Annotated in this window: 25 protein-coding genes and 1 pseudogene; 5 read left to right on the top strand and 21 right to left on the bottom strand. The window is 66.9% G+C overall.

Annotated features, from left to right (window positions below; genetic code table 11):
• Positions 1–23: 23 nt before the first annotated feature.
• The 6 genes and pseudogenes from phnE to ACQ754_RS14295 all read right to left on the bottom strand — a co-directional run bounded on the left by phnE (position 24) and on the right by ACQ754_RS14295 (position 5873).
• Positions 24–557 (bottom strand): phosphonate ABC transporter, permease protein PhnE, encoded by a 534-nt coding sequence (gene phnE, locus ACQ754_RS14320; RefSeq protein ID WP_440997733.1) that lies wholly within the window; start codon positions 555–557, stop codon positions 24–26.
• 99 nt (positions 558–656) lie between these two features.
• Positions 657–1789, bottom strand: a pseudogene (locus ACQ754_RS14315) (IS3 family transposase).
• A 140-nt stretch (positions 1790–1929) separates the two neighbouring features.
• Positions 1930–2877, bottom strand: a complete 948-nt coding sequence (phnC, locus tag ACQ754_RS14310; RefSeq protein ID WP_440997714.1) for a phosphonate ABC transporter ATP-binding protein — start codon at positions 2875–2877, stop codon at positions 1930–1932.
• 56 nt (positions 2878–2933) lie between these two features.
• Entirely contained in the window at positions 2934–3839 is a 906-nt protein-coding gene (gene phnD / locus ACQ754_RS14305) for a phosphate/phosphite/phosphonate ABC transporter substrate-binding protein (protein ID WP_440997732.1), read from the bottom strand.
• Between the two features lie 308 nt (positions 3840–4147).
• On the bottom strand, positions 4148–4885 hold the full coding sequence (locus tag ACQ754_RS14300; RefSeq protein WP_440997713.1) for a M48 family metallopeptidase: 738 nt from the start codon (positions 4883–4885) through the stop codon (positions 4148–4150).
• Between the two features lies 1 nt (position 4886).
• Complete coding sequence (locus ACQ754_RS14295) at positions 4887–5873, bottom strand: serine/threonine protein kinase (protein ID WP_440997712.1); 987 nt, start codon at positions 5871–5873, stop codon at positions 4887–4889.
• Positions 5874–5958: 85 nt separating this feature from the next.
• Between ACQ754_RS14295 and ACQ754_RS14290 the strand changes: the two genes are divergently transcribed.
• A complete protein-coding gene (locus tag ACQ754_RS14290; protein ID WP_440997711.1) occupies positions 5959–7884 on the top strand; it encodes an ATP-binding cassette domain-containing protein in 1926 nt (641 codons plus the stop codon).
• 83 nt (positions 7885–7967) lie between these two features.
• Here the strand turns inward: ACQ754_RS14290 and ACQ754_RS14285 are convergent, their stop codons facing one another.
• From ACQ754_RS14285 to ACQ754_RS14260, 6 genes are all read right to left on the bottom strand, one after another.
• The gene (locus tag ACQ754_RS14285; RefSeq protein WP_440997710.1) at positions 7968–9467 is read right to left on the bottom strand and encodes a CoA-acylating methylmalonate-semialdehyde dehydrogenase; all 1500 of its coding nucleotides are present in this window, start codon (positions 9465–9467) and stop codon (positions 7968–7970) included.
• A gap of 116 nt (positions 9468–9583) precedes the next feature.
• Positions 9584–10675 carry a molybdenum ABC transporter ATP-binding protein gene (gene modC / locus ACQ754_RS14280; RefSeq protein ID WP_440997709.1) on the bottom strand — a complete coding sequence of 364 codons (1092 nt, stop codon included), beginning with the start codon at positions 10673–10675 and terminating at the stop codon, positions 9584–9586.
• Positions 10672–11349: a molybdate ABC transporter permease subunit gene (modB, locus tag ACQ754_RS14275; RefSeq protein WP_440997708.1), complete on the bottom strand. Its 678-nt coding sequence runs from the start codon at positions 11347–11349 to the stop codon at positions 10672–10674. Before modB ends, modC begins: the two co-directional genes overlap by 4 nt.
• A 4-nt stretch (positions 11350–11353) precedes the next feature.
• Entirely contained in the window at positions 11354–12118 is a 765-nt protein-coding gene (gene modA / locus ACQ754_RS14270; protein ID WP_440997731.1) for a molybdate ABC transporter substrate-binding protein, read from the bottom strand.
• A gap of 135 nt (positions 12119–12253) precedes the next feature.
• Positions 12254–12490: a thioredoxin family protein gene (locus ACQ754_RS14265; protein ID WP_440997707.1), complete on the bottom strand. Its 237-nt coding sequence runs from the start codon at positions 12488–12490 to the stop codon at positions 12254–12256.
• Positions 12487–13509 (bottom strand): permease, encoded by a 1023-nt coding sequence (locus ACQ754_RS14260; protein WP_440997706.1) that lies wholly within the window; start codon positions 13507–13509, stop codon positions 12487–12489. The genes ACQ754_RS14265 and ACQ754_RS14260 overlap by 4 nt, the downstream gene beginning before the upstream one ends.
• Positions 13510–13577: 68 nt before the next feature.
• On the opposite strand from ACQ754_RS14260, the gene ACQ754_RS14255 reads away from it, so the two are divergent.
• Positions 13578–14171, top strand: a complete 594-nt coding sequence (locus tag ACQ754_RS14255; protein WP_440997705.1) for a sigma-70 family RNA polymerase sigma factor — start codon at positions 13578–13580, stop codon at positions 14169–14171.
• Between the two features lie 8 nt (positions 14172–14179).
• Here ACQ754_RS14255 and ACQ754_RS14250 read toward each other — a convergent pair whose 3' ends face one another.
• Entirely contained in the window at positions 14180–15070 is an 891-nt protein-coding gene (locus tag ACQ754_RS14250; RefSeq protein ID WP_440997704.1) for a PHP domain-containing protein, read from the bottom strand.
• A 142-nt stretch (positions 15071–15212) separates the two neighbouring features.
• Here ACQ754_RS14250 and ACQ754_RS14245 point away from each other — a divergent pair, with 142 nt between their 5' ends.
• The 3 genes from ACQ754_RS14245 (at position 15213) to argF (ending at position 17200) form a co-directional block, all read left to right on the top strand.
• Complete coding sequence (locus tag ACQ754_RS14245) at positions 15213–15437, top strand: hypothetical protein (protein ID WP_440997703.1); 225 nt, start codon at positions 15213–15215, stop codon at positions 15435–15437.
• A gap of 165 nt (positions 15438–15602) precedes the next feature.
• The gene (locus ACQ754_RS14240; RefSeq protein WP_440997702.1) at positions 15603–16187 is read left to right on the top strand and encodes a superoxide dismutase; all 585 of its coding nucleotides are present in this window, start codon (positions 15603–15605) and stop codon (positions 16185–16187) included.
• 110 nt (positions 16188–16297) lie between these two features.
• Complete coding sequence (gene argF / locus ACQ754_RS14235) at positions 16298–17200, top strand: ornithine carbamoyltransferase (RefSeq protein WP_440997701.1); 903 nt, start codon at positions 16298–16300, stop codon at positions 17198–17200.
• 210 nt (positions 17201–17410) lie between these two features.
• Here argF and phoU read toward each other — a convergent pair whose 3' ends face one another.
• The 8 genes from phoU to ACQ754_RS14195 all read right to left on the bottom strand — a co-directional run bounded on the left by phoU (position 17411) and on the right by ACQ754_RS14195 (position 25233).
• Positions 17411–18133 (bottom strand): phosphate signaling complex protein PhoU, encoded by a 723-nt coding sequence (gene phoU, locus ACQ754_RS14230; protein WP_440997730.1) that lies wholly within the window; start codon positions 18131–18133, stop codon positions 17411–17413.
• Positions 18134–18161: 28 nt separating this feature from the next.
• Entirely contained in the window at positions 18162–19013 is an 852-nt protein-coding gene (gene pstB, locus ACQ754_RS14225; RefSeq protein WP_440997700.1) for a phosphate ABC transporter ATP-binding protein PstB, read from the bottom strand.
• Positions 19014–19028: 15 nt separating this feature from the next.
• A complete protein-coding gene (gene pstA / locus ACQ754_RS14220; protein ID WP_440997699.1) occupies positions 19029–20195 on the bottom strand; it encodes a phosphate ABC transporter permease PstA in 1167 nt (388 codons plus the stop codon).
• Between the two features lie 15 nt (positions 20196–20210).
• Entirely contained in the window at positions 20211–21458 is a 1248-nt protein-coding gene (pstC, locus tag ACQ754_RS14215) for a phosphate ABC transporter permease subunit PstC (protein ID WP_440997698.1), read from the bottom strand.
• A 157-nt stretch (positions 21459–21615) separates the two neighbouring features.
• On the bottom strand, positions 21616–22629 hold the full coding sequence (locus ACQ754_RS14210) for a PstS family phosphate ABC transporter substrate-binding protein (protein ID WP_440997697.1): 1014 nt from the start codon (positions 22627–22629) through the stop codon (positions 21616–21618).
• Positions 22630–22831: 202 nt separating this feature from the next.
• Positions 22832–24016 carry a thiolase family protein gene (locus ACQ754_RS14205; RefSeq protein WP_440997696.1) on the bottom strand — a complete coding sequence of 395 codons (1185 nt, stop codon included), beginning with the start codon at positions 24014–24016 and terminating at the stop codon, positions 22832–22834.
• A 118-nt stretch (positions 24017–24134) separates the two neighbouring features.
• On the bottom strand, positions 24135–24935 hold the full coding sequence (locus tag ACQ754_RS14200; protein WP_440997695.1) for a universal stress protein: 801 nt from the start codon (positions 24933–24935) through the stop codon (positions 24135–24137).
• Between the two features lie 4 nt (positions 24936–24939).
• A complete protein-coding gene (locus ACQ754_RS14195) occupies positions 24940–25233 on the bottom strand; it encodes a CC/Se motif family (seleno)protein (protein WP_440997694.1) in 294 nt (97 codons plus the stop codon).
• Positions 25234–25235 lie beyond the last annotated feature (2 nt).

Below are 25235 nucleotides of genomic sequence, written 5' to 3'. Positions count from 1 at the left end.
CCCGCTTCTCGGCCCGCCCACGATCAGATAATGGCGTGCCGGACCTTTGCCGACACCCATTCGCTGGCCACCACCGTCCCGAGGATGGCGATGAAGATCACGCTGACGTTGGACCAGGCGAGCACGTTCAGCGAGGCGTTGAGCTCGAGGCCGATGCCACCTGCCCCCACCAGGCCAAGCACCGTGGACTCCCGGATGTTGATGTCCCAGCGAAAAACGCCGATGCCGGCGAAGGCGGGCATGATTTGAGGCACGATGCCCCAGGCCATCACCTGCCAGCGGCTCGCGCCGGTGGCCTCGATGGCCTCCACCTGGCGCGGGTCGATCTCCTCGATGGCCTCGTAGAGCAGCTTGGCGATGAATCCGATGGAGCGCAGGGCGATGGCAAGGATGCCGGCGAGCAGCCCTGGTCCCAGGAACACGACTAGTAGCAGCGCCCAGATCAGTGAGTCGATGGAACGCGACGACACGATGATGAGCAGCGCCAGGGGCCGCAGCAAGGGGCTCGGCGTGGTGTTGCGCGCGGCCAGGAAGGCGACCGGCACGGCCAGGGCGATGGCGATGAGAGAAATGGACCCCGAATCCTGGACACTGGTGAGCCCCCTTTATTCCTTGGACACCCCTTTGGTACGAAGAGGTGGAATCCGCCTCGTGTTTCAGGCTGCCATCTCCGACGAAGCCTGCTCGAAGTACACCGCATCCGGGGTGTGTCGGTCCAGCGCCGTGTGACGGCGCCGGGTGTTGTAGAACTCGAAGTAGTGGCCAAGTCCGGCGCGTAGGGCCGCCGGCGTCTCGTAGGCGCGCAGGTAGACGTCCTCGTACTTGACGCTGCGCCACAACCGCTCGACGAACACGTTGTCCACCCAGCGGCCCTTGCCGTCCATGCTGATCGCGACTCCGTGAGCCTTGAGCACACTGGTGAAGGCCTCGGAGGCGAACTGCGCCCCTTGGTCGGTATTGAAGATCTTCGGCGCTCCAAAGCGCTTCAAGGCCTCTTCCAGGGCCTCGCTACAGAAGTCCGTGTCCAGCGTATTGGACACGCACCACGACAGCACCCGACGGGAATGCCAGTCCATGATCGCCACCAGGTACATGAACCCCTTGGCCATGGGGATATAGCAGATATCGGTGCACCAGCACTGGTTCGCCCGCTCGATGGACAGCCCCCGCAGCAGGTAGGGGTAAATGTTGTGACCCTTGCCCGGCTGGCTCGTTCGACGCCGCGGGTACAGCGCTCTCAAGCCCATCTGACGCATCAACCGCTGGACATGCTTGCGGTTGATCGGGTAGCCCTGTGCCCGACGCTCGTCACGCAGGCGACGGCTACCATAGAACGGCCAGCGCAGGTGGATCTCATTGATGAGTAGCATCAAGGCCAGATCCCGCTCCGAGTCCGGCGCGGGGCGGTAGTAAGCACTCGAGCGGGCGAGCCCCGAGTAGCTCGCAGCGGCGCGTCTTCGGCAATGGGTGCTCGATGGCTACCCCGGCGCGACGCTCGCTCATCGGTCGCGCCCGAGCACTTTGGATAAAAAATCGTTCTCCATCGCCAATGCCCGATCTTGGCGTGGAGCTTCTCTACCTCCTTCTCGTTATGCTGCGCGGCGGCCGCGTTGCCACCGAACACGTCCTCGGCGCCTTCCGTCAGACGTCGCTTCCAGTCCTGAATCTGATTGGGGTGAACATCGAACTGCTCGGCTAACTCCGCCACCGTGCGCTCGCCCTTCAACGCCGCCAGCGCCACCTTCGCGTTGAACGCCGAGGAATGATTACGTCGCTTTCTCCGGGCCATCTTCCGCTCCTTCTCTCTCGAGAACTCTACGCCAGAAGATCCCACTTAGCAGGCTTCGATCCCTGTACAGCCCCCAGGGTCCACCTCTGAGGGTACCGAGGCTCGCGATGTTGATGGTGTCCCACAGCGGTCCCCAGAGCTCATTCATGTAGCCCCAGGTCGGCGGGAACATGCGCGAGCCGATGTCTGCGACCTGGGCGGGGGCATCGGCGACGAACACCCACAGGGTATCCCGGGTCATGAGCTGCCAGCAGAAGAGCGTGACGACGAGCCCCGCGAACATTGCGACGCGCACGAGCCAGTCCCCCGCGCGGGTGCGCCCCCTCGCCCTCCTCCGCTTCCGTCGCGGATCCCCAGTCCTCCTCCCCGTAGATGTCCGTGAGGGCCGCCGGGTCGAGGCGCTGCGGATCCCCGTCGAAGACCACCCGCCCCGCCCGCAGACCGACGATGCGCTGCATGAACCGTCGGGCGAGGTGGACGTCGTGGATGTTGACCACCGCCGCCAGCCCTCGCTCGGCACAGACCTCCCGCAGCAGACGCATGATCTGGCGCGCGGTCCTGGGATCGAGACTGGCGGTAGGCTCGTCCACCAGCAGAAGATCCGGCTCCTGGAGCAGCGCCCGGGCGATGCCCACGCGTTGGCCGCCGGAGAGCGCATCGGCGCGCTTGTCCGCCTGCCCCATGAGCCCGACCCGCTCCAGAACCTGATAAGCACGGCGTATCGTCTCCGGCGGGAAACGGCGGAAGTAACTACGCCAGAAACCCACGTAGCCCAGCTGGCCACTGAGCACGTTCTCCATGACCGTGAGCCGTTCCACCAGGGCGTATTCCTGGAAGATCATCCCCAACCGGCGGCGGGCCCGACGCAGCTCCGTGCGCCCAAGCCGGGTAAGCTCGATACCCGCGAGACGGATATTGCCGCGGCTCGGCTCCACCAGCCGGTTCACACAGCGGATGAGCGTCGACTTTCCCGCCCCGGAGGGACCGATCAGACCCATCACCTGCCCCGAAGGTACCTCGATGCTGACATCGTCGAGAGCGAGATCACCGGTGCGGTAACGCTTGGTCAGATTCTGGATCTCGAGCATCGAAGGCTCCTCGCCCGCCCCCGCCCCTCGCGCGGGCAGGGGCCGGTGCTAACGGGTCAGCGGCTGCGGCAGTCGTAGCTCACGCCGTTGGCCTCGTCGATGGTGCGGATCACCGCCCACTCATCCTCGTAGGTGATCTCGATGAACTGCTCCTCACCGTTCTTGTTGAACTCCTCGGCAAGCGCCGTGCCCTCCCAATCGAAGCTGAAGAAGGCCTCGCGTACGTCCTCGGCGACGTCCGGGTGGAGATTGTGAACGTAACCGTACGCCGTGGTGGGGAAAGTCTGGGACTGATAGACGAGCTGGATGTCTTCCCCATCGACAGCGCCACAGGCGATCATCCGGCCCTTCACCGAGTTAGCCACTGAGGCCGCCTCGTAGTCCCGATTGGCAACGCCGAGGATGGAGTTCTCGTGACGACCCGAGAAACCGGTGTCGAAGTCTTCACCGGCGACCATTCCGAACTCCCCTTTGAGGATCGCGGACGGCGCCTTGAAACCGGAGTTGGAGGTCTGCGAGGTGAAGGTCAGCTCGGCGCCGCGGATATCCTCGACTTCGTCGATGCCGCTGTTTGGGTAGGTGATGATCTCCATCTCGTAGCCGTAGCTGCCGTCGTTGCCCGCCATCATGGCGAAGGGGGTGAAACCCGTGCAGTTGACGGCCACCGGAACGGAACCGGTGTTGAAGCCGGAGACATGCAGACGCCCGGCGCGCATCGCCTCGAGCTGGGCGGAGTTGGACTGCACCGGGAAGAAGCGCACTTCCTTGCCGGTCACCTGCTCCATGTGGTCGAGGAATCCGGCCCAGACGTCGCGGTAGACGGAGGGGTCCTCCACCGGGGTGCAGGCGAACACCAGGGTATCCGGATTGACCCACTCGGATTCGTCGCGGGGCGGGTCGGCGACCAGGTCGCCGTCGTCGTCACGGAAGCGCTCGTCCTGCGCGGCCGCATTGCCGGCGATACCGGCGAGAGCGAGCGCCAGGGTACCCGTGGCGAGGGGGCGGAACAGCGAATGATATCCCTACATGATCAAGGTCTCCCGTTTCCGGCTGCGGATCGGCGGCATTCGCACCGCCGGCTTGCTGGCTGCAGCCCCCTACGGTAGGAGGGAGCTGTGAAACCACCTTTACAGGCCGGTTGCGGGATTCTTACGCAAGGACGTCGGATCGACGGGTTACCGCAACCAGGGCAGGCCGTGGCGCCAGTTGCGCCTCCGCCGCCACTCGGGCGGCAATATCCCGAAGGAGGCGGTTGGATTTTCCTATCCTTTTACGCGGGGGCGATCCGCCGATCGCGGTCACGGGAGACGGTAGGCGGCATCCCCAGACAGCCCTCGTCCAAGGCCTCGGCGCGGGCGCGCCAGTCCGGCAAGGCCCGGTCCATCAGGCGATAGAAGCGCGGGGAGTGATTGAGCTCGACGAGATGGCAAAGCTCGTGGACCACCACCAGATCGATGAGCTCGGTGGCGCGCTCGACCAGGCGGATATTCAGGGTGATCTCGCCGTGGCTGGAGCAGCTCCCCCAGCGTCGACGCATGCGCCGCAGGCGCAGCCGTGGTTCACCGAAGCCCCAGTCGGCGAGGTGCGCGCGCCACCAGCGCAGCCGCCCGGCGAACACCACCTCGGCACGCCGGCGGTAGAAGCGATGCAGGCCCTCCCGGAGCCGCCCCTCGTCCAGCTCCGGCACCGACAACCAGAGGCTCCCGCCACTGAGCTTGGCACCGTAGCGGCGCGCCCGAACCGGGCGCAGCACGTACTCCTCGCCCAGATACGGGTGCAGTGCACCGGCGGCGAGGGGCCGCGGCGTGGGCAGGCTCGGCAGGGTCCGCGCCACCCACTCCCGGCGGCTTTCCAGGAAACGCCGGGCCACCGCCTCCGGGCAGCCCCGGGGCAGGCGCAGCTCCAACACCGGGCCGGGCAGCAGATGCAGCGCGATGGTGCGCCGGCGCTGGGCACGCCGCCGCAGCGGGATGGCCTGGCCACCTACGGTGATGCTTTGGGGTAGCACCTCAGGCCACCAAGGGCGGCTCCTGGAGGGCCGCCAGCTGCTCGCGCAGTCCCAGGAGGTGCTCCTCCCAGTAGCGCTCATCGCCGAACCAGGTGAAGGTCCGCGGAAAGGCCGGGTCCTCCCAGCGCTCGGCGAGCCAGGCCGCATAGCGCATCACCCGGATACTGCGCAGGGCCTCGACGAGATGCAGCTCGCGGCGGTCGAAGTCACGGAAGTCCTCGTAGCCGGCGAGCACGTCGGAGAGCTGTACGGTCATCTCCTCCCGGGGGCCGGAGAGCAACATCCAAAGATCCTGGACGGCGGGGCCCGTGAGACAGTCGTCCAGATCCACGAAATGCGGCCCCTCCTCGGTCCAGAGCACATTGCCCGGGTGACAGTCCCCGTGAATGCCGATGTAGCGCACCGTCCCCGCGCGGGAGAACGCTGCGTCGATGTGGGCGAGCAGGTCCTCGGTAACGCTCTCGTAGGCCGGACGGAGATAAGGGGGGACCCAGTCCGTCGCTAGCAGGTAGTCGCGGGCGCTAGCCCCTGCGGTAGGGTCGAGCCGGGGGCGGTGCTGGAAGCTGCACGTCTCGCCCACCGCGTGGATCCGGCCGATAAACCGGCCCAGCCACTCGAGGGTGTCCGGATCATCCAGCTCCGGCGCGCGCCCACCGCGGTTTGGATACACGGCAAAGCGGAAACCGGCGTATCGGTGCAGGGTCTCGCCGCGATGGCGGATCGGCGCGACCACCGGGATCTCCCGGGCCACCAAGGCCTCGGCGAAGTCGTGTTCCTCGGCGATGGCCGCATCACTCCAGCGCTCCGGACGGTAGAACTTCACCACCACCCGGCGGCCATCGTCGACGCCCACCTGGTAGACCCGGTTCTCGTAGCTGTTCAGGGGCAACAGCCGGCCATCCACGGGGAAGCCCACGGACTCCAGCGCGTCCAGAACCGTGTCCGGGCCGAGTCGCGCATAGGGGTGCTCGACGCTCTCCGGGGTCATGGACCGCCCTCACTGCTACCGGTCAGACAGCATGCCCGGGCACCGCCGGTCACGCAATGCGGCAGCGGCACGGTACAATGGCGCAATGTTGATGCAATTACGCAACGCCACTGTCACCCTCGGCCCGAGGACCTTGATCGACGGCGCCGACTTCGTTCTCGATGCGGGGGAACGGGTGGCGCTTATCGGACGCAACGGCACCGGCAAGAGCACCCTGCTGCGGGTCCTCGCCGGCGGGATACAGCCGGACCACGGCGAGCTCGAGCATCGCCGTGATCTTCGGGTAGCGCTCCTCGACCAGGAAGCCCCGACGGGGCTCACCGGCTCGGTGTTCGACGTGGTGGCCGCCGGCCTCGGGGACACCGCGGCGCTGGTGCGCCGCCACCACGAGGCGGCGACCCGGCTCGCCGCCGGTGACGAGGGCGCTGCCGGCGAGCTCCAGCGCCTCCACGATCAGCTCGAGGCCCGGGACGCCTGGCAGACCGCCTACCGGGTGGAGACGGTGCTGGAGCACTTGGCCCTACCCGCCGATACCGAGTTCGCGGAGCTCTCGGGCGGGGTGCGCCGGCGCGCCCTGCTCGGCCGTGCCCTGGTGGCGGGGCCCGACGTGCTGCTCCTCGACGAGCCCACCAACCACCTGGATGTAGCCACCATCGACTGGCTGGAAGGCTTCCTGCGGGGGCTGGACTGCGCCCAGGTCATCGTCAGCCACGACCGGCGCTTCCTCGAGGGCGTGGCGACCCGCATCGTGGAGCTGGATCGCGGGTGGCTGACCAGCTGGCCGGGCAGCTACGCCGACTACGAGCGGCGCAAGGCCGAGGCCCTGGCCGCCGAGGAAAAGGCCAACGCGGAGTTCGACCGCAAGCTCGCCCAGGAGGAGCGCTGGATCCGTCAGGGGATTAAGGCCCGGCGTACCCGTAACCAGGGGCGGGTCCGCAACCTGGAGGCGATGCGCCGCGAGCGCGCCCAACGCCGCGAACGCATGGGCCAGGCCCGGATCGACATCCAAGAGGCCGAGCGCTCCGGGAAGCTGGTCGCCGAGGCGGAACACATCTCCTTCGCCTACGACGGCGATCCAGTTGTTCGGGACTTCTCCACGTTGCTGATGCGCGGCGACCGGGTGGGCCTGGTGGGGCCCAACGGCGCGGGCAAGACCACCCTGCTGCGGCTCCTGCTCGGCGAGCTCGCCCCCGACAGCGGCCGCGTGCGACTGGGCACCAACCTCCAGGTGGCCTACTTCGACCAACACCGCGGCGCCCTGGACGAGGACGCCAGCGTCATCGACAACGTCGCCGGCGGCAGCGACCACGTCAGTGTGGGCGGCCGGCGCCGCCACGTGATCAGCTACCTCGGCGACTTCCTCTTTCCCGCCGAGCGGGCACGCACGCCGGTCTCGGCGCTCTCCGGCGGTGAGCGCAGCCGGGTGATGCTGGCCCGGCTGTTCGCCGAGCCGGCCAACATCCTGGTCATGGACGAGCCCACCAACGATCTCGACATCGAGACCCTGGAGCTGCTTGAGGAGCGTATCGCCGCCTTCCCGGGCACGGTGCTGCTGGTCAGTCACGACCGGCGCTTCCTCGACAATACCGTCACCAGCCTGTTGGTGTTCGAGGGTGGCGGGCGCATCAGCGAGTTCGTGGGGGGCTACAGCGACTGGGAGAGCGCACTGCGTCAGCGCCGCGAGGCACCGGTGGCGGGCAACACCGGGAAGCAGTCCACGCCGACCCGACAGCCGGAGCCCGGGAAGGCGTCGGCACGCCGGCCCCGCAAGCTCTCCTACAAAGTCCAGCGCGAGCTCGACGCCCTCCCCGGTCGGATCGAATCGCTGGAAGCGGAGCTGGAGGAGACCCAGAACACCCTCGCCGACCCGGCGCTCTACAGCGGCGACCAGGGTGATCGGGTGGCCGAGCTCAAGGCGGAACTGGAGCGTCTGGAAACGGAGCTGGCCCACGCCTACGAGCGCTGGGAGGCCCTGGAGGCACAGCGGGAGGCCACCGACCCGGCGGGCTGACTCGGGCCGCTATCGGTCCCCGGCACGGAAAAGGCCCCGGCATCCCGTGGGGAAGCCGGGGCCCATGCATTGCCGCTCCGGGATCAGCGCAGCGAGATGGTGCTGTTGATCCCGCTGGAGACGTTCTCCGGCTCAAACCAGCGGGCGGTCACCGTCTTGGTCTGGGTCCAGAAGGTGATGGCCTGCTTGCCATTGGGGCCGAGATCACCGAGCTTGGAGGCACGGGAACCGGTGAAGCTGAAGTAGGCCACCGGGACCGGGATCGGCACGTTGATCCCGACCTGGCCCACGTCGATATCGGTCTCGAAGCGCCGGGCCACCCAGCCCGAATTGGTGAAGATGGCGGTGCCGTTGCCATTGGGGTTAGCATTGATGAACTCGATGGCCTCATCCAGCGTATCGACGCTCACCACGCAAAGCACCGGCCCGAAGATCTCCTCGCGGTAGATGGTCATCTCGGCGGTCACGTCGGCGAACACCGTCGGGCCGACGAAGTTGCCGTTCGGGTAACCGTCCACCTCGTAGCCGCGGCCGTCCACCAAAAGGCTCGCCCCCTCCTCTGCGCCGGTGGCGATCAGACCCTCAACACGCTGCTTGGCCGCCGGGGAGACCAGCGGCCCGAGGTCGGCGTCGCGCTGGGTACCCGGCCCCACCTTCATGTTGCGCGCACCCTCGACGATGTCGTCCAGCCACTCCCGGGCCTCACCCACCAGCACCGCCACGGAGTTGGCCATGCAGCGCTGTCCGGCCGCACCGAAGGCGGAGCCGAGCAGGTTGTTGATGGCCTGACTGCGGTTGGCGTCGGGCATGACCACGCAGTGGTTCTTCGCCCCCATCATCGACTGCATGCGCTTACCCGCCGCCGCCGCGCGGTTGTACAGCAGCGTGCCCACGTGGGTGGAGCCGATGAACGACAGCGCCTTGATATCGGTGTGGTCGGCGATCTGGTTGGCCACATCGGGGCCGCCGTGGACCATGTTGAGCACCCCGGGCGGGATGCCCGCCTCGTGGGCGAGCTCGACCAGACGCATGGTGGAGCTCGGATCCTGCTCCGAGGGCTTGAGCACGAAGGTGTTACCCGTGGCGATGGCCAGCGGGAACATAAAACAGGGCAGCATCACGGGGAAGTTGAAGGCGGTGATGCCGGCCCCCACGCCTAGGGGCTGGTGCATGGTGTAGACATCCACCTCATTGGCGGCGTTCTCGGCGAGCTCGCCGAGCTGCAGGCTAGTGATCGAACAGGCATGCTCCACCACCTCCAGCCCACGGCCCACCTCGCCGGCGGCGTCGGGCAGGGTCTTGCCGTGCTCCTCGGTCATCAGTGCCGCCAGCTCTTCGCTGTGCTCGCGGATCAGGGCCTGGAACTTGAGCATGATGCGCTGGCGCTTGGCCAAGGGCACCCGGCGCCATTCCCGGAAGGCGGCCTTGGCGCTGGCCACCGCCCGATCCACCTCCTCGGCGGTACAGAACGGGACCCGGGCCACCACCTCCTGGGTGGCCGGATTGAGCACATCGCGCCAATCCTGGCTGCGGGAAGCGACGGCCTCACCGTCGATGTACATGGGGATCTCACGAACGGACATGCTGGACTCCTCCTCAATATGCGTTTCCGCCAAAGTCTATACGAGATGGGCCCACACGTGTGCGGCGGCCATCGGACGCCACCGGAGGAACCCTCTCGGTCGGGGGACGGACCCCGTCATTCCAGCAGTGCCACCGACTTCACCTGCAGCCATACGTCCGCACCCGGGGCGATCCCCAGGGAAGCCGCCGCCCGGCGCGTCAGCCGCGCCAACAGCAAATCCTCGCCCACCCGCACCCGGGCCAGCATGGTCCCCGGGTGCTCCTCGTCCCCGAGGGCATCCACCTGCCCCGGCAGGACGTTCTGGATGCTGCTCGGAGCCGGCCGTTGCCGGGCGAGGCTGACATCCCGGGCCAGCACCCGAACCCGCACGGCCCGGCCGGCAGCCACCCCGTGGTCCCGGGCCCATAGCGCGCCGCCGGCGAAGTCGAGGCGCATCAGGTGCCAGCCCCGGTCCACGGCCCCCACCACGGCATCGAGCACCACCCCGGCATCGTCGCCGAGCCGGATGGGCAGGTCGAGCCGGGCCAAGATCTGCCGCAAGGGACCGCTGGCAAGCGCGCGCCCTTGCTCTAACACCACCAGGTGATCCGCCAACCGCGCCACTTCGTCGGGGGAATGGCTCACATAGAGCATGGGAACATCCAGCTCGCCACGCAGCCGCTCGAGGTACGGTAGGATCTCGCGCTTGCGTTCCGCATCCAGCGCGGCCAGCGGCTCGTCCATCAGCAGCAGGCGGGGCCGCAGGGCCAGGGCTCGGGCGATGGCGACCCGCTGGCGCTCGCCGCCGGAGAGCCCGGAAGGCATGCGCTCGAGCAAATGGCCGATGCCCAACAGCTCGATGGCATGCGCCAGGCCCGACTCATCCATGGCCGCGGTACTGCGGCGGCGCCCGTACTCTAGGTTGTCGGCCACATTGAGGTGTGGGAACAGGCGCGCATCCTGGAAGACGTAGCCGACTGGGCGACGGTGCACGGGTACGACACACGCCCCCCCCTGCCAGGTCTCGCCGTCAACCGCGACATAGCCGCCGGGCACCTGCTCAAGGCCAGCGATCAACCGCAACAGGGTAGTCTTGCCGGACCCGGAGGGGCCGAACACGGCGGTGACACCGCTGCCGGGAAGGGTCAGATCCACATCCAGGGCGAACCCCCCGCGGCGCCAAAGGAACCGGAGCCGGAGATCCCCACTGCCGTGCAGGACCGTCACAGCCGCATCACCTGATAGCGCCGGTTGACGGCGTAGACCCCGAGCAGGAGCAGGAAGGAGACCACCAGCAGGCCGCCGGCCAGGGTGTGGGCAGCGGCGTAGTCGAAGGCCTCGGCATGGTCATAGATGGCGATGGAGAGGACGCGGGTCTCGCCCGGGATATTGCCGCCGACCATGAGCACCACTCCGAATTCGCCGACCGTATGCGCGAAGGTCAGTGTCACCGCCGTGAGAAAGCCGCGGCGGGCCAGCGGACAGACCACCGTGAAGAAGACATCCCAGGGACCGGCCCGAAGGGTCGCCGCGGCCTCGGTCAAACCGGAGGCCACCGAGGAGAAGGCGTTCTCCAGCGGCTGCACCATGAACGGCAGCGAATAGAGCATGGAGGCAATGATCAGGCCCTCGAAGGTAAACGCGAGGTGATACCCGCCCAGGGCCTCCAGGGCGCCACCGATGGGACCCTGGGGGCCCAGGGCCACGAGCATGTAGAAGCCGAGCACCGTCGGCGGCAGCACTAGCGGCAGCGCCACCACGGACTGCACCGCCACCGCCACACGGGAGGACGTCCGGGCCAGCCACCAGGCCAGCGGCGTACCCACCACCAGCAACAGCACGGTGGTGAGCGCGGCAAGCTCTAGGGTGACCCACAGGGCCGACCAATCCGCGGCGCTCACGGACTCACCGCCCCGGCAGTGCGAAACCGTAGCGGCGCATCACCGCCCGGGCGGACTCGTCGGCGATGTACTCCGCGAAGGCCCCCGCCAGTGGGTTGTCCGCGCCACGGGCAGTGACGACATAACCCTGCTCCAGCGGCTGGTGCCACTCCGCCGGGATCAGCGACCACGACCCCTTATCGCGCAGGGGTGGGCTCTTGACCAGGGACAACGCCACGATACCCGCCTCCGCCACACCGCTGTCGACGAACTGTGCGGTCTGGGCGATGTTCTCGCCCATCACCAACCGCGGCTGTATCTCCGCCCAGACCCCCGCATGCTCCAACGCCTCCTTGCCGCGTTTGCCATAGGGGGCATGCTGCGGGTTGGCGATGGCTAACTTGCGGATCTCTTCCTGCTCGGGTAACCCGGCAAGGGACAGCCCCTCCAGCCCCGACTGGGTGACCCAAAGCACCACCCGGCCCACCGCGTACGGCCGCGGCGGGCCGCCGGTGTAGCCCTCCTCGTGGAGGGAGCGGGGGTAGGCGATGTCGGCCGAGAAGTAGAGATCGAACGGCGCGCCGTTACGGATCTGGGTGGCGAACTTGCCCGAAGAGCCGTAAATGACATCGATCCGTGCGTCCGGGTGTTCCGCCCGAAACCCCTCGGCGATCTCCGCGAGGGCATACTTCAAGTCCGAGGCCGCGGCGATGCGCAGCTCCGCGGCCGCCGCCGGGCCGGCCATTACCGTCACCACCAGCGCCGCCGCCAACACCGCCGACAACCCCATGGTCCGCATTACCCCTCCTCGCTTCGTTTGTGCGCGGCCCAACATCGGGACGCCATTCCGGAATCATAAAGGCCCGACCCGCCTCCGACGGGCCCGGGCACATCATATCGTCACGGCTGGATCGCTCCGCAAATGTCAGCCGCGCAGCCAGCCCTCGATGGTCTCCCGGTCGGGGACGGAGCCGCTGTGGACCAGCTTGCCGTCGATGGCCACCGCCGGGGTGGCCATTACCCCATAACGCATGATCACTGCCGGGTCGGTGACCTTTTCGACTTCCGCCTCTACGTGCAACGACTCGGCCGCCTCACTGATCTGCTCCGCGGTGTTGACGCACTTCTTGCAGCCGGTACCCAGCACTTCGATCTTCATCATGCACCTCCAATGGAAAGCCAGGGCGCGATGCCGTTGAACACCCACCCCATTATCGTGAAATTAATCAGAAGGATCAGGAACACCGTGGCCAGCAACCGCCATTGCATCACCTGTTTCAACAGGGTGAACTCCGGCAGGCTCGCCGCCACCGTGCTCATGCAGAAAGCGAGCGTGGTCCCCACCGGCAGCCCCTTGCCGATGAGGCTCTCCAGCACCGGGATGACCCCGGTTGCGTTGGAGTACAGGGGCAAGCCGGCCACCACCGCCGCCGGCACACTCCACCACTGCCCGGCACCCAGGTTGGCGGCGAACCATCCCTCGGGGACAAAGCCGTGGAGCCCCGCGCCGAGACCGACGCCGATGAAGATCCACTTCCAGATGCGCCCGACGATCTCCTTGAGCTCGTCCCGGGCAAAGGCGTGCCGGTCTCCAAGGGTGAGCCGCTTCGCCGGCACTGGCTCCCCGCTGTCGTCGCTGCCTTGCGGCGCCGCGGCCTGTGCCTGTTGATACGCCTTCGCTGCGAAGTCCTGCAACCAGCGGTGGGCGCGCATCGCGTCCAGCAGCATGCCGCCGATGATGCCCACGGCCATGCCGATGGCCACATAGGCGAGGGTGAACTTCCAGCCCAGCAACCCCCAGAGCATGACCACCGCCACCTCGTTGATCACCGGCGAGGTGAGCAGGAAGGCCATGGTGATGCCCAGCGGGATGCCCGCACTGGTGAACCCGAGGAACAGCGGAATGCTCGAACACGAGCAAAACGGCGTAACCGCACCGAACCCGGAGCCGAAGAAATAGCCGGCCAGTCGGTGACGCTTGTGCAGATAGGCCCGCACCCGCTCGAGGTCCAGCGAGGCGCGTGCCATGGCGATGACATAGATCATCACCACCAGCAACGCGAAGATCTTGGTGGTATCCTCGATGAAGAAATGCACCGCGGCGCCCAGTCGGCTGGCGGGCTCCAGCCCGAGCATGCCGTAGGCGAGCCAATCGGCGATCACCGTGAAGATCTCGAACATCCGAAACCTCTTGCTGCCTGTATTCCGAACACGGCCCTTCCAGGCCTCTCACTGAAGAGGACGCAGCAATGGCCGAAAGGTTACAGATACAACGGAATGACCCCGAGGAGGATCCCGTCGAGGCACCGTCCTATGGCTGCGTCCTCGGGGCCTGGCACGACCACGAACGGGAGCTACGCGGCTTCCTGATCAACCGCCTCGGTGACCACGACGCCGCCGAAGACCTCCTCCAGGAGGTCTTCCTGCGCGCCATGCACGAGGGCGAGGGTTTCTGCCGGCTGGAGCGCCCCCGGGCCTGGCTGTTCCGGGTAGCGCGCAATGCCGCGGTGGACCGGGAGCGCCGCGGCCGTCCTTTTGAGCCTGTTCCCGAAGACCTCGCCGATGAAGACCCGGACACCCCGCCGGTGGACACGCTGAGCGCCTGTCTCGAGCGCAATCTCGCCGACCTGCCGGAGACGGACCGGGAGATCATCCGCCACTGCGATCTCGCGGGCACCCCCCAACGCATTTACGCCGCCGAGCGCGGCCTAACGGTGGGTGCCGTGAAGACCCGGCTGTTCCGCGCCCGCCAACGCCTGCGCAAGCGCCTGATCCGCCACTGCCGCGTACGCTTCGACGAACAGGGGCGCGTCTGCTGCCACCTGCCGCCGGAAAACGACTGACCAGGGTTTCACCCCTCCGCCGGAATCCCTTCCCGCTCCCACGCCAGGGCCGCCTCCACATCGGGCCATCCCTGCCATACCGGCGGTAGGTCCGGCGGCAAGCGGCCGAGATGGCCCAGGTCGCGCCAGCTATGGGTGGGGTCATGAAAGTCCGATCCCTGGGAGGCCATCAGGCCCAACCGCTGGGCACGGCGCCGGGCGGCATCCCGATCACCGCTCCCACCGCCGCCGACGATTACCTCGATGGCGTCACCGCCGGCGGCGGCGAACTGCTCACAGGCGCGGCTCAGGGCACCGGCGCTGAGGCCATAGCGGGTCGGATGGGCGAGCACGGCACGGCCACCGGCGGCCTGGATGACCGCGATACCCTCCGCCATGTCCACCCAGCGTGTCGCCACGTGGGCCCGCTGGCCGCCGGCCAGGTAGCGGCGGAACGCCGCGGGCAGCGTTTCCACCATGCCAGTGGCGACCAGATGGCGTGCGAAATGCACCCGGCCGATATCCGCACCACCGGCCTCGCGCTCGGCCCCGGCCAGGGGGTCGGGCACTCCCGCATCGGCGAGCTTCCCCGCGATCCGCTCGGCGCGTTCCCGCCGGGCCGACGCCTGAGCGGCCAGCAACCGCCGCAATCCTGCATCGGCGGGATCCACACCCAGGCCCACGACATGCAGATCCCCACCGGGTCGGGCGACCGAGAGCTCCAAGCCCGACACCAGCTGTACGCCAAGGCGTTGCGCCGCCTTCCCCGCCTCCTCCAACCCGGCGACCGTGTCGTGATCGGTGAGCGCCAACACCCGCACACCGTTGACGGCGGCGCGGGCCACTACGTCCGCGGGCGAGAGGACGCCGTCCGAGGCCGTGCTGTGACAGTGCAGATCGATGGGGGAAAGCGCTGGCATGACCATCCTTTTGCGCCGTGGGGATCACGTCTCCAGTGCCGATGATGCCACAGAAACGGACACGCTCATCGGTCCGCGGTGGCAGGCGCGCCGGTATTGGCTAATTTTATCTACTGGGAACCCTGCATAGGAGGACGAAAGCATGGCGATCAAGAGTTGGGATCCCCGCAAGCTCCAGGACCGTGATATCCAGGGCAACCGCTTCGACGAGCTCGTCGTCGAGGCCTGGGAGGAGGCCCACGAGGCCGAGTCCGGCCCACCCGGCCATGATGCCGGCGCCGCTGGCGAGGGCGGGCGCCGTCGCGGTGACACCGGCGCCACGCACCATCCCTTTGCCCACCTGCGGGACCAGCTCACCCGCCACTGACCGTCCCTACCCGCCCCCGCAAGCGCGGGGGCGGGCTTGAACTCCCTGGCCGCCATCCCCACCCCGAGAATACGGTGTTGCCTTGCGCAACGCGGGCTGTCTAGACTTCGGCATCCGGCAAGCCAACGATCAACGCACGAAAGCCATAGCGCACAGGAGCTACCCATGAAGATCGAACTGCCCGAACTCCCCTATGCGATGAATGCGCTCGAGCCCTACATCTCCCAGGAGACCCTCGAGTACCACTACGGTAAGCATCACCAGACGTACGTGGACAAGACCAATGCGCTCATCGAGGGTACGGAATTCGAGCAGATGCCCCTCGAGGACATCATCCGCAAGGCGAGCGGGGGCCTGTTCAACCAGGCGGCCCAGGTGTGGAACCACACCTTCTACTGGAATTCCATGAGCCCCAACGGCGGCGGCGAGCCCAATGGCCCGGTAGCCGACGCCATCAAGCAGGCGTTCGGTTCCTTCGAGGATTTCAAGAAGGAGTTCAACGAGAAGACCGCCGCGAACTTCGGCTCCGGTTGGGGTTGGCTGGTCAAGAACGCCGACGGCAGTGTCGAGATCCGCGAGACCGACGACGCCCAGACCCCGCTCACCGACACCAGCGTCACGCCGCTGCTGACCTGCGATATCTGGGAGCACGCGTACTACATCGACTACCGTAACGCCCGGCCGAAGTACCTCGAGGCCTTCTGGAACCTCGTCAACTGGGACTTCGTCAACGACAACTACAACTCCTGAGCGGCCGCGCGGGGGGCGGTTGCCGCCCCCCGCGGCGCTCCCTATAATCCGGAACCGAAGGCAGCCGCCGGGGCTGCCTTTTTTCGTTCCGGCAGTGAGGCACAACGAGCATGCAGCCAAGACATTTCCTGACCCTGGAGGACTGCAGCGCCGAAGAGCTCCTTGGCATCCTCCGGCGCGCCTCGGAACTGCGGCGCGTGCACACTGAGGGCACGCCCCATGAGCCGCTGCGCGGGCGGGTGCTGGGGATGATCTTTGAGAAGTCCTCCACCCGCACCCGGGTGTCCTTCGAGGCGGGCATGACCCAGCTCGGCGGCAGTGCTATCTTCCTCTCACCGCGGGACACCCAACTCGGCCGGGGCGAGCCCATCGAGGACACTGCCCGGGTCCTCTCGCGGATGGTGGATGTGGTCATGATCCGCACCGCGGCCCACGACAACGTCACCCGCTTTGCCGCGTACTCCCGAGTGCCGGTGATCAACGGTCTCACCGACGACGCCCACCCCTGTCAGCTGCTTGCCGACCTGCAGACCTACATCGAGCATCGCGGCGACATCCGCGGGCGCACCGTGGCCTGGTTGGGTGACGGCAATAACATGTGCCGCTCCTATATCCGCGCCGCACAGATCTTTGACTTCGGGCTCCGCATCGGCTGCCCGGCCGAATACGCGCCCCAGGATAGCGGGATCGACGGAGAACGCATTCAAGTCGTTGCCGACCCGGTCGAAGCGGTCCGTGACGCCGATCTGGTGGTCACCGACGTCTGGGCGAGCATGGGCTTCGAGGACGAGCAGCAGCAGCGCCTGGACGCCTTCCGCCCCTACCAGGTAAATGCGGCGCTTATGGCCCATGCCGCGGACGACGCTGCGTTCATGCACTGCCTACCCGCCCACCGCGACGAGGAGGTCACCGCAGAGGTACTGGAGGGGCCACAAAGCCTGGTCTGGGACGAGGCCGAAAACCGCCTGCACGCCCAGAAGGCCTTGCTGGAGTTCCTGCTGCTGGGGGAATAACCGGCTCTTCGTGCCGGCCATCCTTCGGCGGACTACGGCCTCCGGCCTTCGTCCGCCCTACCCCTGCTGTAGGAGCCTGTCTGCAGGCGAACGGTTCGCGCGCAAGGCGTGCTCCTACACCCGAAACGCCCCGCCGTAAGAGCCTGCCTGCAGGCGAACGGTTCGCCCGCGGGCCGCACGCCTACAGCAGGGAGCAGGAACCGCTGTGGGTTACCGGCGGTCGCCGGTGGCCTCGGCGGCCATCTGCTCGAAGCTGGTGTGGCGGACGTCCTTGCCGCGCACGAAGTAGACGACATACTCGCAGATGTTGCGGGCGCGGTCACCGATGCGCTCGAGGGAGCGTGCCGACCACATCACGTCCATCACCGGCGAGATGGACTTCGGGTGCTCCTCCATGTACTTCATCAGGTGCCGCATGATGCTGTCGTACTGGGCGTCGGCAGTGATGTCCTCCTGGGCCACGCGCGCGGCCTGCTCCGCGTCCATGCGGGCGAAGGCATCCAGGGCCCCTCGCAGCATATGCTTGATGTGTTCGCCGAGCGCCTCGATCTCGTCCATCGGGCTCTGCTGACGATCGGCCTCCAGCAGGTGCAGCGCCATCCGGCCAATGCGCTCCGCCTCATCGCCGATACGCTCCAAGTCAGTGATGGTCTTGATCACCGCCAACACCAAGCGCAGGTCGCTGGCCGCAGGCTGGCGTCTTGCCAGCACTTGGGTGCAGGCCTCATCGAGCTCTACCTCGATGGCGTTGATCTTGTAATCGCTGGTCACCACCCGCTCACCGCGGTCGGTATCCCCCTCGACAAGCGCAGTGAGCGCGTCATTGAGCTGCTGCTCCACGAGCCCGCCCATGGCCATCACGCGGTTGAGGATCTCCTCGAGCTCCTCGTTGAACTGCTGGGATATGTGCTGGGTAATCGATCGCTTGTCCACCATGTTCGGCCCTCTCCCACCGACCGTCTCAGCCGTAGCGGCCGGTGATGTAATCCTCGGTCTTCTGCTCACGCGGGTTGGTGAACAGCGTATCGGTGTCGTTGAACTCCACCACGCGCCCGAGGTGGAAGAACGCGGTGTAGTCCGCCACCCGCGCCGCTTGCTGGAGGTTGTGGGTGACGATGACGATGGTGTAGTTCTCCTTGAGCTCATCGATGAGCTCCTCGATGGTGGCCGTCGCCATCGGGTCGAGTGCGGAGGCCGGCTCATCCATGAGGATCACCTCAGGATTCACCGCGATCGCCCGGGCGATGCACAGCCGCTGCTGCTGACCACCGGATAGCTCCGTACCGGGGGTGTGCAGCCGGTCAGCGACCTCGTTCCACAACCCGGCGCGCTTGAGCGACCCCTCCACCAGATCGTCCAGCGCCGCGCGCGACGACGCCAGCCCATGCAGACGGGGCGCATAGGCGATATTTTCGTAGATGCTCTTAGGGAAGGGGTTGGGCTTCTGGAAGACCATGCCCACATGGGCGCGCAGTTGAACCACATCGACGCTCGGGTCGTAGATATCCTCGCCATCCAGCTCCAGCCGGCCCTCGACGCGAACCCCCGGGATGAGGTCATTCATTCGGTTGATGCAGCGCAGAAACGATGACTTGCCGCAGCCCGACGGGCCAATTAACGCGGTCACCCGGCGATCACGAATCTCAAGATTCAGATTGAACAGCGCCTGGGTCTCGCCGTACCACAGGTTGAGATCCCCCACCCGGATCTTACTCGCCACGGCGTCCGTCGCCGGCTCCGTGCGCTGCTCCGGTGATTCGGTCACCACAACCTCGGGTCCCTGTCCCTGCTCCAGTGTCGTTTCAGAATACATGGGTTCTCCCTGCCGCTACCAGCGGCGCTCGAACTTGCGGCGCAGCAGCACCGCCGCGGCATTCATGCTCAGCAGCACCGTAAGCAGCACAATGATGCCCGCGGCGGTTTTCTCGACGTAGGCCTTCTCCGGCTCGCCCGCCCAGGTGAAGATCTGCGCCGGCAACACCGTAGCGGACTCCAGCAGGCTCGTCGGCGCCTCCGGGATATAAGCGATCATGCCGATGATGATCAGCGGCGCCGTCTCCCCCATGGCCTGGGCGAGCCCGATGATGGTGCCGGTGAAGATCCCGGGCAGCGACATGGGCAGGACATGATCGCGCACCACCTGCCAGCGTGAGCAGCCCATGGCGAATGCCCCTAGGCGGACCGGATCCGGCACCGCGCGCAGCGCCGCCCGCGTGGAGATAATGATGATCGGCAATGTCATCAGGCCAAGGGTCAACCCGCCGGCAAGGGCCGAGGACCGCGGCACGCCGAAGAAATTGATGAACACCGCCAGGCCCAGCAAACCGAAGAGTATGGAAGGCACGGCGGCGAGGTTGTTGATGTTGACCTCGATGGCCTGGGTGAAGCGGTTGTCGGGGGCGAACTCCTCGAGATACACCGCCGTCATCACCCCCACCGGGAAAGCGAACAGTAGCGTGACGAAGAGCACGTAGAGCGAGCCCACCACCGCCGAGAGGATGCCCGCCAGCTCCGGGAGCTTGGAGTCGCCGGCGGTGAAGAAGCGCATGTTGAAGCTGCTGCGCAACGTCCCGCCCTCGCGCAGGGCCTCCACTCGCTCGCGCAGCTCCGACTCCAACGCCTTGTTCCCCTTGAGATACTGGTCGATATCGCCGCGCACCGGCACCCACTTCTCTGCCGTGGTCCCCGCCAGCGAGGGATCGTTCTTCATCTCCAGGGGGATGGACCGGGTTGCACCCCGTGAGGCGATCTCCCGCATATCCTCGTCCAGGGCGAAACGGCCGATTCGAGCCGCCCGATCATTGTAGTCCAGCGTGACTTGTACCTCGCCATGCCAGAACGCGGTGTAGCCCTGTCCGATGATATTGGTGAAGAAGGTGACGATGATCGCGAGCGCCAACAGCAACGCGGAGATCGAGTACAACCGGAAGCGGCGCTCGGCGCGATAGCGTGCTCGCAGCCGCGGGTCATTGACGGAACCGGTGAGTCTTGCCATGGCTAACGCACTCGCTCAGTCGTAGCTCTGCTTGAACCGCCGCACCATGATCGCCGAGATCAGGTTCAGGGTCAGGGTGACGATGAAAAGCACCAACCCCAGGGCGAAGGCGGAGAGGGTCTGGGGGCTATCGAAGGCCTGATCGCCGGTCAGCGAATAGACGATGTTCACGGTGACCGTGGTCATGTCCTCAAGGGGGTTCCAAGTAAGGTTCGGCCGCACCCCGGCGGCCATCACCACGATCATGGTCTCGCCCAACGCCCGGGAGACCCCCAACAGGAACGCCGAGATCACGCCGGGCAACGCCGCCGGCAACACCACGTGGCGAATGGTCTCCGAGTGCGTCGTGCCCAGGGCATAGGCACCCTCGCGCAGGCTCTGGGGGATGGAGTTGATTACGTCGTCGGACAGCGAAGAGATGAATGGAATGATCATGATCCCCATCACGATGCCCGGCGAGAGGATATTGCTATAGGAGGCGTCCAGCCCGAAAAAACCCGCCACGCTCACCACCACCGGCGTCACGGTTATCGCGGCGAAGAAGCCATAGACCACCGTCGGGATGCCGGCCAGGATCTCCAGCATCGGCTTGGCCATGCCCCGCACCCGGTGGCTGGCGTATTCGGACATAAAGATCGCGGAGAACAGACCCACCGGCACGGCCACCAGCATGGCGATGGCCGTTACCATAAAGGTGCCGGCGAACAGCGGCACCGAACCGAAGGCGGCACCCGACTCGCCCACCTCATCGGCACGGCCCGCCGCCTCCAGGAAGGTATCGCCGGGGGACCAGACGGTCCCGGTGATGAACTCCCAGACGCTGACTTCCCGGAAAAATCGCATCGCCTCGAAGACCACCGACAACACGATGGCCACGGTGGTGACGATGGATATCAGGGCCGCTCCCAACAGCAACCAACGGATCAGATTGTCCAGGGTGTTGCGGGCCCGCAGACTGGGACGAATCACCCGCAGCCCCGTGGCGAGCCCCGCTGCGGCGGTAACCAGCGCCATGAGCAGGACCAGCTCACGGGGTGGGGTGACGACCCCGAGCAGGCTCAACAGCGAGGCAGCGATGGCGACGCTGATGGCGGGCAGCGCCATCCATACCACCGAGTACCAACCGTACTGCTGGGGCCGCGAGTGCATGCGCACCCCGCCGGCCACCGTGGCCACGGCCTTGCGCCGACCCAGATAATAGGCGGCGTAGCCGAGGGGGACGAGGCCCCCGATGAACAGCAGTAAGGTCTCGCCTATGCTCAAGACGCCCTCCTGGAGCAGGCCTATATTCCGAGCCGCCAGTGCGACGGCAGGCGAAGAATAAACGTCATACGGAATGGCTACAAAAAAGACCCCTGCCGGCTAGCGACAGGGATCGCAGCGGTAGGGGCGGACGAGTCACCGCCCCCACCGGATCAGCCTACTCCAGGTCGCTGCGCTGGAGTTCGACGCGATCGGCGACGCGCTGCTGCCACTCGGCACGGACATCGTCCGGCAGGGTGATCAGGCCGACGTCGCGGAGCAGGCCATCGGATCCGATCATCAGGTCATCCATGAACAGGCCGACGTACTCGCCGATACCCGGGACCTGGCCCTCGTGGTCCTTCTTCACGTAGAACCAAAGGCTCCGGGCCACCGGATACTCGCCCTCCGAGATATTCTCCGGGGTGGGCTCGACACCGTCGATGCTCGCGGCCTGGATGGTATCGGTGTTCTCCTCGAGGAAGCTGTAGCCGAACACGCCCACGGCCTCCTTGTTCTCACGGATGCGCTGGACGATGAGGTTGTCGTTCTCACCGGAATCCACGTAGGCGCCGTCGGAGCGTACGGTGCTGTACTCCTTGGGATAGCCTACCTCCTCGCTGACGGCCTCCATCACCAGCTCCTCGAAGGCGTCGCGGGTGCCGGAGGTGGTCGGCGGGCCGAGGATCTCGATCTCGCGGTCCGGCAGGCTCGAATCGATCTCGTTCCAATTAGTGTAGGGATTGTCTACCAGCTCACCGTCCTGGGGGACCTTGGCGGCCACGGCCAGAAGCACCTGCTCGCGGGTCAGCGCCAGCGGCTCGTTATCCACGCTCTGGGCGAGGACGATGCCGTCGGAGCCGATCATCGCCTCGGTGATGTCTTCCACCCCGTTATCCTGGCAGCGGTCGAACTCACTGGGCTTCATGCGCCGCGAGGCGTTGGTGATATCCGGCGTACTCAGGCCCACGCCCTCGCAGAACAGCCGGATGCCACCACCCGAGCCGGTGGACTCGATCACGGGAGTGGGGTACTCGGTGGTGGCACCGAATTCCTCAACCACGTAGCTCGCGAACGGATACACCGTGCTCGAGCCCACGATACGGATCTGATCCCGTGCCTGGGCGCCGGTCGCGGCCCCCAGGGTGACAGCAGTAGCCGCGGCGATGGCGGTCGTCTTCCAGGTCTGCATCAGCTGACTCCTCATTGACGTCGGGCAGATTGCCCCTCGGTCGGGGCCTGGCAACGTGGCCCGGCATGACCGGGCGACTCGGGAGCGGAGTGTAGCCGTTGGAAATGACAAAGATATGAACGCCGGGCTACGAGGTGATGGCCGGAGGAGGTCCGCACGGAGCGGACCTCCCTACCCCCATGCGCCGCGGCTGGGTAGCCCGTCAGAGGCGCTCCAGGGCGAGCGCGATGCCCTGCCCCCCACCGATGCACATCGTCACGACGCCACGGCGGAGGCCGTCACGCTCCATGCCGTGGAGCAGGCGGGTGGTCAGGACGGCCCCGGTGGCGCCGATGGGGTGGCCATGGGCGATGGCGCCGCCCTCTGGGTTGACCACATCCTCGTTCATACCCAACTCACGCAGGCACGCCAGGGCGATGGCGGCGAAGGCCTCGTTGATCTCCACGCGCTCCAGGTCGCCGACGCTCCAGCCCGCGCGGTCCAGGGCCTGTTTCACCGCCGGGACCGGGCCGATGCCGAAGTAATCCGGCTCCACGGCGGCGACGCCGTAGGAGACCAGCCGCGCCACCGGTTTCAGGCCGTTGCGCTCGGCCCAATCCCGCCCCGCCACTACCATGGCGGCGGCCGCCGTGTTGAGGCCCGGGGCATTGCCCGCGGTGATGGTGCCATCCTTGCGGAAGGCGGGCTTCAGCCGCGCCAGTGACTCCTCGGTGGTGTCACCGCGATTGTGCTCATCGCGTTCGAAACGGACCGTGCCCTTGCGGGTCTCGATATCCACGGGGACGATCTCGGCCTCGTAGAGGCCCTTCTCCTGGGCGGCGGTGAAGCGTTGCTGCGAACGCGCCGCCCAGCGGTCCTGGTCCTCCCGGGAGACCTCGTAGCGGGTAACCAGGTCCTCGGTATGCCAGCCGGAATGCTTGCCGCTGAAGGCGTCATTCAGTCCGTCCAGGAGCATGCTGTCGTAGACGGTGGCATCCCCCATGCGGGCGCCCCAGCGACCGGTCGGCAGCAGGTAGGGGGCCCGGTCCATGTTCTCCATGCCGCCGGCGACGGCGCAGTCGATCATGCCCGCGCCCACCTCCAGCGCCGCGGTAACGATGGCCTGAGCGCCGGAGCCACAGACGCGGTTGACGGTCATCGCCGGCACCTCCACCGGCAGCCCCGCCCCAACGCCGGCCTGGCGGGCCGGGTTCATGCGGTTGCCGGCCTGGATGACGTTACCCATCACCAGGGTCTGTACCTGAGCGGGCTCGAGCCCGGCCCGCCGTATCGTCTCGCCTACCGCAACGGCACCGAGACGGGTAGCCGGCACGTCCTTGAGGGTGCCGCCGTAGGTGCCGATGGCGGTACGCACCGGGTGGCAGAGCACGATCTCACGCTGTTCCATGACCAACCTCCTGGTCTTGCTGTGATTGAGGGAGAGGCCCGCCGGCCACGATTCCCTTTCCTATCCTAGTATGCCCACCCGGGCGTGCGGCCACCGACTGGCGGACCGCGTGTACCCCTCACCGCCCGGGCACCACCAACACAGGGCAATGGGCCCCACGGGATACGGCCTCGGCAGTGCTCCCGAGCAACAGCTCACCGATGCGGTTACGGCCGCGCTTGCCGATCACCACCAGGTCCGCATCTTCCTGCTTTGCCGTCTCCACGAGCACCCGTCGGGGGTCCCCGTCGAGCACACGGGTCTCCAGACCGTCGATGGCGCCGGCCAGCCCGTCCAGATGCTGCTGGGCGTCGGCGATCTCGCGGTCACAGCCTTCGGAGGCGCAGGTTGCCGTAACGGCGAGGACACGCTGAAACCTCGGCGCCAGCAATGTGGCAACGCGTTCGGCCCCCGCGACGGCGCCCGAGCCGTCGGTGGCCAGCATCAACAGCCGGGTGTCTGTCTCGGGCCGCTTACCGTCCACCGGCTCCAGCCAGAGGGGGACTGGCGTGAGCCGGGCCGCATCCAACGCGGTGCTGCCCAGCAGGAACTCATAGACACGACTATGGCCACGGCAGCCGAGCAATACTAGATCGGCGCCCACCTCCGTGGCGCAGTTGGTGACCTCGGCCCCGGGCTCGCCGATACACACCTGCTGCTCGACACGGCAGCCATCCTCCGCCAGGGTACCGGCCTCTTCCGCAAGCCGCCTCTCGTAGTAGCCCCGGTGGCTTTCCTCCGGGGTCGCAGGATAGCGACTGCTCAGTACGTGCACGAGGGTGATCCGCTCCACGCCCCACGGCTTCAGCCGCTGCAGGCGCCGCCGGAGCATTGGCCACGCCTCGGAGAAATCCACAGCAACCAAAACATGATCAAACATGCCATTACTCCCTGAGTCGTTTCGGGCTGCTCCCCTCGACGAAGAGCCGTTTCAGCCCCAGCATTCCTTCCACATCGATGAGCAGGTCCTCACCGGCGAGATCCGGATCCAGGGCCACGGAAACGCCCTCGCATTCCTCGTGCACGAACGCCGCCGGATTCGCTGGCGCAGCGGCCTCGGCAACGGCCACCCGCGCCCCGCCCCCACAGCAACCGTGACGCGGTGACAGCCGCACCGTAACCCGGCCACCGCGGTGACAGATCCACTCCCGGGCCTGCTCCGTCAGCCGGATGGCCACGG

Source organism: Arhodomonas sp. SL1, assembly GCF_052060015.1.
In the GTDB taxonomy this organism is placed as follows: Bacteria; Pseudomonadota; Gammaproteobacteria; order Nitrococcales; family Nitrococcaceae; genus Arhodomonas.
Note: the sequence above shows the minus strand (reverse complement) of the source record. Positions and strands in the feature narration are given on the sequence as shown.

Excerpts from the sequence above, each read along its gene's own strand:
- ACQ754_RS14265 (WP_440997707.1), bottom strand. The coding sequence starts at position 12,490 with ATGATGAAGATCGAAGTGCTGGGTACCGGCTGCAAGAAGTGCGTCAAC.
- ACQ754_RS14200 (WP_440997695.1), bottom strand. The coding sequence starts at position 24,935 with ATGTTTGATCATGTTTTGGTTGCTGTGGATTTCTCCGAGGCGTGGCCA.
- modA (WP_440997731.1), bottom strand. The coding sequence starts at position 12,118 with ATGGGGTTGTCGGCGGTGTTGGCGGCGGCGCTGGTGGTGACGGTAATG.
- ACQ754_RS14210 (WP_440997697.1), bottom strand. The coding sequence starts at position 22,629 with ATGCAGACCTGGAAGACGACCGCCATCGCCGCGGCTACTGCTGTCACC.
- ACQ754_RS14290 (WP_440997711.1), top strand. The coding sequence starts at position 5,959 with ATGTTGATGCAATTACGCAACGCCACTGTCACCCTCGGCCCGAGGACC.
- ACQ754_RS14295 (WP_440997712.1), bottom strand. The coding sequence starts at position 5,873 with ATGACCCCGGAGAGCGTCGAGCACCCCTATGCGCGACTCGGCCCGGAC.
- phnC (WP_440997714.1), bottom strand. The coding sequence starts at position 2,877 with ATGCTCGAGATCCAGAATCTGACCAAGCGTTACCGCACCGGTGATCTC.
- ACQ754_RS14260 (WP_440997706.1), bottom strand. The coding sequence starts at position 13,509 with ATGTTCGAGATCTTCACGGTGATCGCCGATTGGCTCGCCTACGGCATG.
- pstB (WP_440997700.1), bottom strand. The coding sequence starts at position 19,013 with ATGTATTCTGAAACGACACTGGAGCAGGGACAGGGACCCGAGGTTGTG.
- ACQ754_RS14285 (WP_440997710.1), bottom strand. The coding sequence starts at position 9,467 with ATGTCCGTTCGTGAGATCCCCATGTACATCGACGGTGAGGCCGTCGCT.
- ACQ754_RS14255 (WP_440997705.1), top strand. The coding sequence starts at position 13,578 with ATGGCCGAAAGGTTACAGATACAACGGAATGACCCCGAGGAGGATCCC.
- ACQ754_RS14245 (WP_440997703.1), top strand. The coding sequence starts at position 15,213 with ATGGCGATCAAGAGTTGGGATCCCCGCAAGCTCCAGGACCGTGATATC.
- argF (WP_440997701.1), top strand. The coding sequence starts at position 16,298 with ATGCAGCCAAGACATTTCCTGACCCTGGAGGACTGCAGCGCCGAAGAG.
- ACQ754_RS14205 (WP_440997696.1), bottom strand. The coding sequence starts at position 24,016 with ATGGAACAGCGTGAGATCGTGCTCTGCCACCCGGTGCGTACCGCCATC.
- pstA (WP_440997699.1), bottom strand. The coding sequence starts at position 20,195 with ATGGCAAGACTCACCGGTTCCGTCAATGACCCGCGGCTGCGAGCACGC.
- ACQ754_RS14250 (WP_440997704.1), bottom strand. The coding sequence starts at position 15,070 with ATGCCAGCGCTTTCCCCCATCGATCTGCACTGTCACAGCACGGCCTCG.
- ACQ754_RS14240 (WP_440997702.1), top strand. The coding sequence starts at position 15,603 with ATGAAGATCGAACTGCCCGAACTCCCCTATGCGATGAATGCGCTCGAG.